The following is a 12365-nucleotide window of genomic DNA, read 5'->3' on the forward strand; positions in this document are numbered from 1 at the left end:
TACAAGGTTTATCCATGTGTTTATGAAATGAATTTGCAGCTCCCTGCAAACTACCTGTACGGCATAGAACCAATAAATGTAACCTCTAAACCATCAAACATATCCTCTCTTTTCACTTCATTATATTTAAAATCATAAAGAACAATAGCAAAGTTAATATCGTTCGCTAAACTATCTCCATTTACTAGCTTTTTTATTTTAGGAATAATTCGTTCACTATAAGAAAAATCATTTAAAATATGTTCAATTTCCCTTTTATTATTCTCATAAAAACAAATTTCAATATTATCTTCATCATAATAACCGAATTCAAAGCTCGTCCCAAACTTTGAATGAACTGAATCACCATCTATCGTGTAATCTATATCGACATACTCCTCAAGATTTTGGAGTGATTTAGAAATTCCAAACCAAACTGAAGCCATTCCACTATATTCCACTTTCCCACCCCATCTAGCCGGTCTATAATTCATATAAACATTCTTTACTTTACTATTTTTGTAATCTCAAACTAGAAATCAACTCATTTAAACTGTTCGAAATCTCCATAAACAACCCACGTTCGAAATCCTCCAATTCGACTTTGCCACTTACATTATTTAAAACAACTAGTAAACCATTTCCTTCTACTCCTATAGGAATCTTATCTAGCTTACGATGATTTTTTTCATACCTTTCTAACTTCTCTTTGAAAGAGTCCAACTCTATATTTGGCAATACAGCCTCTAAACTAATATAATGGTCACCGATAAACCCATCCAAATCAGTAAACCAATATGAATTAAAATAGTGATGAACTGAATCATGAAACTTAATTCCGAACCGCTCCTCAAGTATTGTTAAATTAGTTTTAATATATTTCTCAACCGGTTTCCATGAAATTTCTTCTTCCTCTATTTCCCCATGATAGATAACGAAATTGACTTTTTCGTTATACGGTGTTTTAAATAAGAAATTCAAACCTCTATCAAAATATTCTTTTCTTAATTTAAAATATGTACTCATAGCATTCTTCACTATCACCATACTCCTCTTCAATGCACCATACATTTTCATTTTCACTTCCAATTATTCATATAAGCTCTCAATTTCCATACACCAAAAAGAACCCTTTTCCATACACTTATCATCAATTTTTTTCAATTCTTCCTTCAACCAACTTATTGTACACTCTGGTATATTATTATCGATAAATGCATCCTCACCATTTATCTCTACTGCCTTATCAATCATTTTTGAATATACTAATAAACATGCTGCAAATGGAAGTTTCACTTTAACCTGCAATCTCAGCCGAAGAGAGCCCCTCATGAATATTTCCGCTTACAATGATAGAATGCCCCCAAAATATATCTCCATCCGAAAAGAATATTTCAAAATCACCTTCTGAATAAACGCTTAAGCTGCTTAATGTGATGGAATTAATGAACATTTCTTTTGTAATTTCGTCGATTTCTGCTTCATCATCATCTTGTAGCCATTCATTTGCTAACTCTACCAGTTCTTTTGCAGCGTACATTTTCATTTTCATTTCCCATTCATCTTGCTCTTTGAAAAGTGCATGTGCTGTTTCCAGTGCAGACTTCATCATATGTTTGTCTTCACTCCAATCAAAATATAAATGACATTCTTCACCAGCCCAAGATATTCTCTTTTCAAAAGTTTTCACTCTTTTATCGAGTTCGAACACACCCAACATCTCATCATGATAAAAAAGCGGTTTCATTGCATCTTGTAAGATGATTTCCAACTCATCATCTTTATATGGTGTTTCCAAAACCTTAACAAGCATCAATGAATTTTCTGACTTGCGCACCTGTAATGTTACAACTGTATTTGCTGTCAAAATGTCTTTTGATTTTCTCCATTCTGCATCATCAACCAACCATGCGAGTCGTATATCTTCTTTTGTAATCGTTTCATTGGTATGTAAGTCTTTCCACGCAATCAAATCAATTGACGCAGTCCACAAAATGTTGTCACCGCCTTTTGATGCGCCGATTCCTAATGCCCCTGTGACAGCTGCTATTTCAATCACATGTTCTGAGAATCTATTTTCAAATCTACTTATTTCACTTGATTTACTCAATTTCGAATACATTCCTTTCATCACCCACAGGCATAAATACTTTGTGAGTTTTCCTGTTTTATTATAATTGGTCATGGTAAAGCCTATATAGAATTATAGCTATAATTCTATATAGGCTTTTTTTCACCTGGAATTTTAAATTTATTTACATCATATTCTTTAATTATATATACTTTTATAGCTTCAAAATCTTTACCAAATGCAAGAGATGGATTTTTTAAAAAATATATTATTTCTTCCTCTTCATAAATTCGGGCTTTAATTATTTCTTTGTCCGAGTGAAACGATAAATTGACTCCTTTGTAAAAATATTCGTAGTATCCCTCTTCATCCTGCTCACTCTTATCTTCAAAAGGAACAGATTCAATATGATATATATTCCCATTTATATTTATTGATTTCATATAGCATCACTCTCTTTTTAAGAATATTCATAAGAAATTAAATAGTCTCTGTCAATCATACCAAAAATAAGAGATTTACTTTTAAAATTTATAAAAAATATATAGGATTAAATTTAAATCTTTATATTTTTTTCATATTACTTCATTATCACTGTACAATTGTGTAATGTGTCACAGAAGTAGACATATTGCAATGAGTCGCAGTGAAGTGGGATATCCCTTGAGAATATAAAATAAGAAGATTAATCTAGAAAGACTATCTAGTCTAATCTTCTTTTATTGAATTTTTAATTAATGCATTTTTACCCTTAAAATAATATAATCAACGGGTGGATTATTATTTACATCCTCAAAACTGGTTCTAATTTTAAAGTCAAATTCATTTGTTATATTTTTCAATGAATAAAGGTTTGTTCCATCTACACTTGTACGGAGCAATATATCCGAAAACGTAAAACGCATGAAGAATATGTTGAGGAACTATTAGAAAACGCGGGTATGATATGCCGCAGAGGTTTTAGAAGTTCATGGCGATAATATCGAAGTTATAGGAACATACAAAGGCGCTAGAAATACCACAGAACACAAATGTAACTCATGTAAAAATATATGGGAGGCAGCACCAACAAATATTTTAAAAGGAAAGGGAGAGAAACATTATGTCAAAGTTATTACGTGAATTATCTAAACCGGATAGTGAGGCCCTGCGTTCCGAAGCACTAGAACAGTTAAAAGTTACTTCAGGTAAAATTGTTGCTTGTGATCCTCTTATTTTTAATAAAAATCACTTCGAACAAACAATTCAGCCAGGTACATATTCAATTGTTGCTTGGTGGCATAAGGAAGATGGAGTCATTGCTGGTGCTGAATTGAAATTGTCGGAGTCAAAAGCGGTAGGATGGAAGATGGCAACAAAACCAGAACAAAATGTCAGTGAACTGGAAGACGGATATATTTTTGGTTACCCGGTTGATACAGGCTTAGGGTGCTTTGCAGATGTTGAAGCAATTGATAAGTTAGAGGAAATAGAAGATAGGTTACAACAAGAACTAGGAGAAGAATTTACTAGTTTGTATGATGATCTTATAGATGACATACTAACAGAACATGATGAAGATTGGGGAAATTGCGTGGTGTGTGAGGAAACAGGAAGTAATATCATTATATTCCGTTCAGGTTATGGAGATGGATTTTATCCTTCCTATTGGGGAATCGATGAAGCAGGAAAAATCGTTTCACTTGTTACTGATTTTCAAGTGCTACATGAGGAAAATTGAGGACAACATCAATAATGATATAAGAGTAAATATTTTTTCTTTTACAGCGTCAAATATTCCTCGTCTAATATTTGCAAATAACCCGTGGGATAATTTCCTTATATACTACTGGTTCTAATAAATAGGGTTATATTCTTAAGTGAATATAACCCGTCATTTTATCATGATAGAGTTGAACTTCAGACACTCTACGCTCCGAAATTACTTTTTCTATGATTTCCTGGCGATTATATTCTACCTGCATCGTTTCACAGTTTCCCCAATGAGTAGGAGCGGATTTTTCGTTTGACTCAAATACATCTAGAAGACGATTCAATATCTCTTCCTCGTTAAATGCTACAGTCGGATACATTGCGATTGTAAAATAATTCGGTTTCATTTTACTACTCCTTTTATTTGCTTTATCACAGCCAAATAAGTTTAAATCCCTTTCCACTATTAATCATGTAACTTATTTAAAAACTCCGTAAAATTATTAGCAATATAGCTTTCATACATCCTCCCTCAAAAAAATCCCCACGCTTATGTGAAAATAATCTTTCAACACAAATATGAGGACTTCCTTATTTCATTACTATACTTTACACATTTTATTCGCTAGAATCTTCTTCTTTCAATTTATATACTCTATCTCTTTTCTCATCACTTTTGACAAAAATAAGCTTTTCTTCTTTAACAAAACCTTCTAATAGTAAGCATACTTGCCCATATGCTTTAGGCTTATCCGTTGTGAATCTTTCATCTGATATTTTACCAGCTCGTATTAATTGCTCGCATAACTCAAGTGCACTTATTTCTTCAGAATTAATTAACTCTAAAATAGCCTTTTGTAAGGGCGATAAAGGTACGGGAATCTCAGCTACCTCCAACTTTTCTCGTTTGTTTTCTTCTTCAAATAAATCTTCGAATGAAATTTGATTCATACTTCTTTTCCTTTCTAACTATTGATTTTTATAACATGAACTGAATCCTATAGCGTATGTATTATTATGTATTACTTACCTTTTTTCATAAATCTCAAACTCATGTACATCGTTTCATATAGTATATTTCGATTATACCAAATATACGTTCTGTTTTCTATTGTAGAATTTGTTATAATAGGAATGAAAGTAATTATGAACCTTTTTCTCGTTGTTAATTGTATACTCTCTGTAAAAAAATAGAAATATAATTTATAAATTTGTATAATAAAATAGTACGAGTGAAATTTTATTATAGAAAGGTTCTGGTAATATGTTAGGTATTCATGTTGAAAAAACAAAAGATGAATTAATTATTTCATGACAATTCTCTAAAATTCATATTCCATTATGTGAAATCACTGAGGTAACGGAAGATAATACATATGCTGGTGTTGAAGAAAAAAGCACAATCCGAATTGGAACAGCATATGGTACAACTGATCGTATTTTAATTAAGACAGCAAAGCAAAATTATTTATTATTCACTACTAATAGAGTATCCATTTTAAATAAAATAAAAGCTTAATTGTTTTTCTTCCTATATTTAAACGTTAAACATCTACTAGATGTTTATGTAACAACCTCACCAGCGTTATTGTCTTCTAATTGGCGATCAAGATGTTCTCCCAAGGCTTTTCTCCCTTTTATTTCTTCTTCTCTTCCACGCTCTTGGCTCTTCCTTAAATTTTCAGTCCTAGCGTCCCAATCTTTACGCTCTAAAGGTTGTTTTGTTTCTTCACAATGACAATCATATCTAATATCATCTGCTGCCTTATAATTTCCTCGCGCTTTGGCTTCATCTATTTTCATTCGATAGTATTTTTCTCGTTCTGAAGTTAGTTTAATTTTGTTTGGGTTTGTATTACTACCTTCACCTGTCTCCTTAACCCCACCACTCTCCAAATTCGAGACCCTACTCTGAATACTCGCCTTTGAGGCATCATGGGCTTCTTGGAATTTTCCGCTATAGTTCGTTCCAGATCTAACGACACTTCCATCTGGCATTATTTCTACACCTTTAACGAATGGGGTTACGGAGTCCACACCTTTTGCTAATGTATTTTCAATTATATAATACTAATAATTTATGTTAGCCTGAATTCATAAAAAATAATTTCTAAAAATTTATAGCATGTCTATCTAATAAAAAAGCACTCGTTGCCTTTCGGAGACAATCAAGTGCTTTAAGTTCATGTATTTTTAAATAGCATAAATCTGTAAGTTTTTTAGTAACAGTACGACACCTTTTATATGTCATGACAACTACTACATTAAAACTTACGAGTTTCTATCAGTTCGTTAGTTTAATATGCATTCCATGTGTTTTGAAGTATGCACTTTTTAATAGCCTACTTTTTTTCCACTGCAAATACACTTTATTTTCTATTCATCTACATATATGATTGTTATCTTTAACCAAGTACCACATTTTTTAGCATTCTCATGTATAAAGTATAGTTTTAGCATTTATAAAGTTACTGTAATCCATTTCGTATATTTGCTTAATATCTTAAATTATTAATTACAACATATAAAAGTTGGTAATTAAGGATTCTTCAATCCATTAATAAAATCCTTAAAGCTATCAGCTATTTTATACGTATTTTCTTCTTCACTAGACTGTGGAAAATAAAAAGAATGATCCCAATAATATACACCATGGTTTTCAGTATCTGTAATAAGTACAATTAACCCTGAACTCGGATCATCTCCTATGATTAAACTGGTCGGTAACATATCTTCTTCAAACTCTTCATAGCATTCACTTAAATCAAAAGTTTTTTTTACACCTATACCATACAAAACATCTAAAGGGATTTCCTGATTTAATTCTTTAACAAAAAATTTACTATACCTAACTTTCGAAGTACCTCCGTTATATTCACTTAAAAATTTTTTATAATCTTCCGGAAGTAAAAATCCTAAAAACTCTTCTAATTCTTCAATTGATTCTTCAGTTGCTTTACCAAAAGCATTTAAATTCATTTATTTCACTCCTATTTAATCTTTTAACTTCTTAGCTAATGACATTCCACCCATATGTCGAAATCTTCTGTGCATCTCTTTACTAACTTCTTGCATTGTTGTTAAATCTTGATGATGGTGCCATGTGTTTTCATCTAATTTTGTTCCATTTGGAGCTAATTCATCAGCTTTAGCAAAATCAATGTCATATCTATTAAATTCACCTATCGGAACTTCTTGTCTTACCAACCCAGCAGATTTAAAGTCGGGAAAACCTCCAGGATAAGAAACTCGATTTGGAGGAATCTCCCAATCAATATAAGTCCATATTCCTTCCTCACTAATTTCGATTTTCCCACCTTTTTCTGCCATTTTTCAGGATCTCTAGAATATAAGGGTTTAGTAGATAATTGTTCCTCTGTAAATTTCACTATTTCTGGATTTTTACCCGTACCCTTAGCCACACTACCTTCCTTACTAACTCCTGAACCACCACTACCCTTAGCAAGTTGATAAGCGTCATCCTTAGCTGCCGTACTTGCCTTTGAAAACTTTCCAGCTACTTCTCCAACAGTTGAAGATTCTATATAAGGAAGCTTCATTCCTATTCCAGTATCCATCATCCTAACTGCTACTGGAATAGGAGTATTTTTCATAGCATCTAGTGCATTCTTTAAAGTCTTATTTTCCTTAAGCGATTGTACCACATTATTTCTACGCTAAAACGCAAACAGCACTTGTTGCCTCAAATAGACAATCAAGCACTCTAAATTCAAATAATATTTTCTAAGAGTTTAATTTATTGATTATATAAGACACACACGGAACCAATAGCAATTTTTCAACAATATTATTTTGAATTAATAATTGTATTAAACGGTTCTTAATTCAAATACCCTCTATTTTAAGCCCTAAAATCAGTTAATCAGTACTAGATATTTTCAATATATCCCCTAATTCGCCTAACAGTTCTATGTTTTTTAAAGCCAACTCAACAGGTATGTCTTTCATTAGCACGAATGGTAATTGTTTTGATCCTTTTAATAAGTCAAACAATCCCTTTTTGATGATAAATACCTCTTGTATTTTCTTTAAATCCATAGCCCCTCCTACTGGTGGACTTACCAATATAAGATTACACAGTTTTTCGTTAAACACTTCCTGTTCTTCGTCCACACAGTCAATATCTATCGCTCCGTCATTTATCCACTGTATTAAATTCTCACTTACTGTAGTTGCATAATTCGGATCCATAATCCCCGAATCAACTTGTACTAACTCTGTTGCGTTTTCATTTGCAGTCATTAACAGTATTTTGCCTCCACCATTACTTCCTACAGCAACATAACCCTTTGCATATTCATGGACTTCATATGTTTTATTCATTTCATCTATTATATCCACTCCAAATATAACGACTCCATTATCGGACACAAAACCATTTGTATGCTTTAGTAATTGTTTATAAGCATTAGGGAGTATTAATCCCATTTCCTCTTCAATTTTTTTAATTTCATTTTCATCAACTGGAGAATATAATTCATAAGTCGACAATTTTTGAACATTTATCATTAAAATCCTCCTAATCCATCAAAATATCTATATGCTTCTCGCATTACTTTTTTTGCTACTTTTAAATCTACACCCACTTCAATCATTTCTTTATAGCTAATATTAAATTCGTATATTATATCCCTACTAAAACCTTCATTCCTTCTTCTAGCTCTTTGAAGAGCGGATATTATAGCATGTGGTTCACCAGAGGTAGATTTGAGTAATATTGATGGTGCTTGTCGACTGCTATAATTATTACCGCTTGTTTTAGCCCATATCTTAGCCCATTCATCTTGTATTGTATGATGCGCTTGTACCAATCCATCATTTTTGGTATTCCGAAAACCTAGAGCACGATTCTTATTTGGACTCATTTTTTTATACAAGTCAACATCTTCAACAATATAACCTCCATTTTTAAGTTGACTCCTAGTGGACCTTTGCGGAAATGCAATACCAGCCCTTTCATTAATTAGCATGGAGCTGTTCAGAAGTTAATTCGCCATATTTCCCTCTTAAATATTCTAATCTGGATTCTCCCGTACCCTTAACCCCACCACTCTCCAAATTCGAGATCCTACTCTGAATACTCGCCTTTGAGGCATCATGGGCTTCTTGGAATTTCCCGCTATAGTTCGTTCCAGTTCTAACGACACTTCCATCTGGCAGTATTTCTACACCTTTAAAGAATGGGGATACGGAGTCCGCACCTTTTGCTAATGTATTTTCAATTATATAATACTAGTAATTTGTGTTAGCTTTAATTTATAGCATGCCTACCTATTAAAAAAGCACTTGTTGCCTTTCGTAGACAATCAAGTGCTTTAATTTCATATGTTTTATAAGTAACATTAATCCGTCACTATTCTTTTTTCAATAGTCCAACTAAAGCTAGTTAATTGGGGTATTTTACATATTTACTCGCTAATAATGCAATTCTATTTTTCAGAAAGTTCATTAACAAATTCTGTGAAACTAGAAGCTATTTTTCTAATAAATTTTGGTTCTAATTCTCCTTCATCATCTATATGGTATGTATGACAGTGATAAACACTACCTATATCGCTACCATGGATTGATATGCATATAATGTTATCAGCCGGGTCTTTCCCTATCGGAATAAATTTAGAGGGTAATTTATTCCCCTTGATATAATAATTTAAAGAATTTTGCAGATTATTTTCTGTTTCCTCTGATAGTGGAAAGAACATCATAATTGATGACGTAACCACATCATCTTTCGTACTAAATCTCCTTCTATTAGATTTACCACCATTATCCTTTAATAAAAAACTCTTATAATCATCTGGTAATTTTAATCCATTATTTTTTTCAAAACTCTCTATATCTTCTATTTTAATTTGTTTAAAAGTATATTCAAAACTAAGATTCATAATTCATCAACCTCCAACTCATTCATTTTCACTAAAATACAACGAATTTATTAAATTTGTAAAAGTACTACAAATATATTCAATCGCTTGTTCATCACTATCATAAAAAACTATTGTTGGTGAGTGTTTATCATTCCTAAAATCAAAGCATATTTTATTTCCAAATGGATCTGTAGCAAAGGGGATTATTCCCTTCGGGATGTATGGCGAGATAATATCATAAGCAATCGTTATACTAATATACTCATTTGTGTAGCTTAGTAAGCAATCAAAAACTCCTTCGCCACCATCTTCAAAGAAAAATATATTCGGTACTGGATGACCACCATTATACTTCATTACACACTCTTTGTAATCTTGAGGGAAAATCACATTGAATTTCTCTTCAATTTTTGAAATTATTTGTTCAGTAATAGGAGCATGCGTACGCTCCCACTTTACTCTTTCCATGAAAACAACTCCCTAATTCGATTTATTATGATTCTCTTTATTTTACCATTTCTTCCATCTCTCCCTCCACCTCTGTAAACTTCGATTTCAGCTCAGAATCTTTCATCGCTTTTTCAAACAAATCTTTATTACAGAAGGTAAATTACTCTGAATCACCGGATAAATATTTTGATTCAGGCAATGTTGTATCGAAATGAGTATTAAATATTGGATGCCCATTTTTATCATACGTAACTTTGTATTCTTTACCGTTACTTTTAGAAGCTATCGTATAAGTTGTCGTTCCATCCTCATTTACTTCCATTTTTTTATAGTTTTTTGGTTGGATAGGTTTTCTATTATACGCTGGTTGATTCCTTCCGGCTTCTTCCATTACTTTATCTACTTCCTTATCAAATTCCACTTTTGAAGGTTTCCCAGTCTCCTTAGCCACACTACCTTCCTTACTAACTCCTGAGCCACCACTACCCTTAGCAAGTTGATAAGCGTCATCCTTAGCTGCCGTACTTGCCTTTGAAAACTTTCCGGCTACTTCTCCAACAGTTGAAGATTCTATATAAGGAAACTTCATTCCTATTCCAGTATCCACCGTCCTAACTGCTACTGGAATAGGAGTATTTTTCATAGCATCTAGTGCATTCTTTAAAATCTTATTTTCCCTAGGCGATTGTACCATATTATTTCTACACTAAAACAAAAAAAGCACTTGTTGCCTGTAATTGACAATCAAGTACTTTAAGTTAATATATTTTTAAGTATCGCTAATTTTGTAAGTTTTGTAGTACAGTTTGACACCTTTTATATATCGTGGCAACTACTACGTTAAAACTTACGAGTTTGTACGAGTTCGTTAGTTTTATGTCCATCTCATGTGTTTATATTCACCACCATGTAAAATGTCATATCGCCTAAGCTCGTACTTCGTTTTCTATTCTATCATTGCACACAATACTCTATGATGGTACAACCATCATGAAGTATTTACTTTTTAACAGCTTATTCTTATTCTTTTTCTTTTTCTTTTTCTTTCCACTTCAAAAATAAATTCTTTTTCGTTTATTTGTCTTATGTGAATTCTTTAACTTCTAACCCTAATTGTCTATACCTTTCAGTACTAATTAACCCTCAAATTATAGATTTCCTGCTAACATTAAAAGGATCTACGTTATTTCCCTCTAACAACTCTTCAAATTTTTCTGTTCCGTATTTTACAAAACATTCATATTCCGACTGGGAAATAAAAAATGCTAACAAAATTTTACCATCTTGATCTTCACTTCCAGTACGTACATCACCATATTCTTCTGGAAAAGCAAATGGTTCAGTAAAGTAAACTGCACTTTTATTATATTTTTGAACAAATGATTTATCAATACTTTCAATACCACTAATTGCTGTTCCTCGTCCTATTTCTATTCCATTACCTATACAATAAAATAAAGCACTTGCAAGGATATACCCTGTACTATTAAATGCCCCATCAACTACCATTGAAATTTCAACATTATCCCCGACTATTTCTTCATATTTACTGAATCCAAGTGTATTAAAAACTAAACATTCTTCAAATACATTTTCATATTTTAAAATTTGTATACTTGGAAGCTCTTCATTATTTTTAAACACCTCTCGGTCTATTGGATCACCTAAATATTTACTATAATGGTCATAATAAAGTTCTCCGTAATTAATCATTCTTTTATCTCTCCTTTATATGTTCCTTCTATTCCTTCAAATTTATGACTTATATTACATTCATGACATTGAACCCTTAGTCGAGCATTATATTCATCCAATACTTCTTTTCGTGTTGATTTTACTTCACCTGTTTTCATACTTGCAACTCTTTCTGCCCAAGTATCTGGATAATGATCTAAGTCATATCCAATTCTTTTTACTGGTCCATTTTTAGTATTAATGGTAATACTACCTGGAATGTCTTTTCCGCACGTAGGACAAATCATTTTTCCTGATGCATTTTTTGGTGCTTCACTTTCTGCTTTAACACGAGTACCTTTTCTAAAACTACTTCTCTTATACAAACTATCAGTTTTTTTTACTTTTGTACTACCTTTACCCGTACCCTTAACCCCACCACTCTCCAAATTCGAGATCCTACTCTGAATACTCGCCTTTGAGGCATCATGGGCTTCTTGGAATTTCCCGCTATAGTTCGTTCCAAATCTAGCGACACTTCCATCTGGCAGTATTTCTACACCTTTAAAGATTTGGGATACGGAGTCCACACCTTTTGCTAATGTATTTTC

14 protein-coding genes and 6 pseudogenes are annotated in these 12365 nt (G+C 32.3%); 2 read left to right on the forward strand and 18 right to left on the reverse strand.

All coding sequences use genetic code 11. The features are described from left to right. Positions 1-50: 50 nt before the first annotated feature. The 5 genes and pseudogenes from MKY21_RS16265 to MKY21_RS16285 form a co-directional block, all read right to left on the reverse strand. Positions 51-473 carry an immunity 22 family protein gene (locus MKY21_RS16265; protein ID WP_002024467.1) on the reverse strand — a complete coding sequence of 141 codons (423 nt, stop codon included), beginning with the start codon at positions 471-473 and terminating at the stop codon, positions 51-53. 19 nt (positions 474-492) lie between these two features. Beyond that, a complete protein-coding gene (locus MKY21_RS16270; protein WP_153595442.1) occupies positions 493-1005 on the reverse strand; it encodes a SecY-interacting protein Syd in 513 nt (170 codons plus the stop codon). Between the two features lie 63 nt (positions 1006-1068). Beyond that, positions 1069-1263: pseudogene (locus MKY21_RS16275) on the reverse strand (SUKH-4 family immunity protein); the annotation flags it as partial. Positions 1264-1276: 13 nt separating this feature from the next. Continuing rightward, positions 1277-2110 (reverse strand): DUF2262 domain-containing protein, encoded by an 834-nt coding sequence (locus tag MKY21_RS16280; RefSeq protein WP_137074869.1) that lies wholly within the window; start codon positions 2108-2110, stop codon positions 1277-1279. An 86-nt stretch (positions 2111-2196) separates the two neighbouring features. Next, entirely contained in the window at positions 2197-2493 is a 297-nt protein-coding gene (locus MKY21_RS16285) for a hypothetical protein (RefSeq protein ID WP_002178507.1), read from the reverse strand. A gap of 659 nt (positions 2494-3152) precedes the next feature. Here MKY21_RS16285 and MKY21_RS16290 point away from each other — a divergent pair. After that, complete coding sequence (locus tag MKY21_RS16290) at positions 3153-3770, forward strand: DUF4241 domain-containing protein (RefSeq protein WP_000040618.1); 618 nt, start codon at positions 3153-3155, stop codon at positions 3768-3770. 127 nt (positions 3771-3897) lie between these two features. Here MKY21_RS16290 and MKY21_RS16295 read toward each other — a convergent pair whose 3' ends face one another. Further along, positions 3898-4149, reverse strand: coding sequence for a hypothetical protein (locus MKY21_RS16295; protein WP_000804105.1), 252 nt, complete (start codon positions 4147-4149; stop codon positions 3898-3900). A 211-nt stretch (positions 4150-4360) separates the two neighbouring features. Then, complete coding sequence (locus tag MKY21_RS16300; RefSeq protein WP_001071926.1) at positions 4361-4693, reverse strand: DUF3895 domain-containing protein; 333 nt, start codon at positions 4691-4693, stop codon at positions 4361-4363. Positions 4694-5069: 376 nt separating this feature from the next. Here MKY21_RS16300 and MKY21_RS16305 point away from each other — a divergent pair, with 376 nt between their 5' ends. Then, complete coding sequence (locus MKY21_RS16305) at positions 5070-5261, forward strand: SunI/YnzG family protein (RefSeq protein WP_078438867.1); 192 nt, start codon at positions 5070-5072, stop codon at positions 5259-5261. Between the two features lie 47 nt (positions 5262-5308). Here MKY21_RS16305 and MKY21_RS16310 read toward each other — a convergent pair. From MKY21_RS16310 to MKY21_RS31200, 11 genes and pseudogenes are all read right to left on the reverse strand, one after another. Beyond that, positions 5309-5779: pseudogene (locus MKY21_RS16310) on the reverse strand (ADP-ribosyltransferase); the annotation flags it as partial. Between the two features lie 501 nt (positions 5780-6280). Beyond that, a complete protein-coding gene (locus MKY21_RS16315; protein ID WP_001052204.1) occupies positions 6281-6721 on the reverse strand; it encodes an SMI1/KNR4 family protein in 441 nt (146 codons plus the stop codon). A gap of 15 nt (positions 6722-6736) precedes the next feature. Continuing rightward, a pseudogene (locus tag MKY21_RS16320) lies at positions 6737-7164 on the reverse strand (HNH endonuclease); the annotation flags it as partial. Next, positions 7144-7410: pseudogene (locus MKY21_RS16325) on the reverse strand (hypothetical protein); the annotation flags it as partial. The pseudogenes MKY21_RS16320 and MKY21_RS16325, both read right to left, overlap by 21 nt. Positions 7411-7621: 211 nt before the next feature. Then, positions 7622-8272, reverse strand: coding sequence for an SMI1/KNR4 family protein (locus tag MKY21_RS16330; protein WP_137074816.1), 651 nt, complete (start codon positions 8270-8272; stop codon positions 7622-7624). Beyond that, positions 8272-8989, reverse strand: a pseudogene (locus MKY21_RS16335) (hypothetical protein). Before MKY21_RS16335 ends, MKY21_RS16330 begins: the two are co-directional and overlap by 1 nt. 203 nt (positions 8990-9192) lie before the next feature. Beyond that, entirely contained in the window at positions 9193-9648 is a 456-nt protein-coding gene (locus MKY21_RS16340; RefSeq protein WP_078179120.1) for an SMI1/KNR4 family protein, read from the reverse strand. 18 nt (positions 9649-9666) lie between these two features. Then, positions 9667-10098 carry an SMI1/KNR4 family protein gene (locus tag MKY21_RS16345; RefSeq protein WP_137075053.1) on the reverse strand — a complete coding sequence of 144 codons (432 nt, stop codon included), beginning with the start codon at positions 10096-10098 and terminating at the stop codon, positions 9667-9669. A gap of 415 nt (positions 10099-10513) precedes the next feature. Next, positions 10514-10777 (reverse strand): annotated as a pseudogene (locus MKY21_RS16350) (DNA/RNA non-specific endonuclease); the annotation flags it as partial. 446 nt (positions 10778-11223) lie between these two features. Next, on the reverse strand, positions 11224-11793 hold the full coding sequence (locus tag MKY21_RS16355) for a suppressor of fused domain protein (RefSeq protein ID WP_137075029.1): 570 nt from the start codon (positions 11791-11793) through the stop codon (positions 11224-11226). Then, complete coding sequence (locus MKY21_RS31200) at positions 11790-12344, reverse strand: GH-E family nuclease (RefSeq protein WP_445662224.1); 555 nt, start codon at positions 12342-12344, stop codon at positions 11790-11792. The genes MKY21_RS16355 and MKY21_RS31200 overlap by 4 nt, the downstream gene beginning before the upstream one ends. Positions 12345-12365: the final 21 nt, after the last annotated feature.

The organism is Bacillus sp. FSL R9-9497 (assembly GCF_038005805.1).
Lineage (GTDB): Bacteria > Bacillota > Bacilli > Bacillales > Bacillaceae_G > Bacillus_A > Bacillus_A cereus.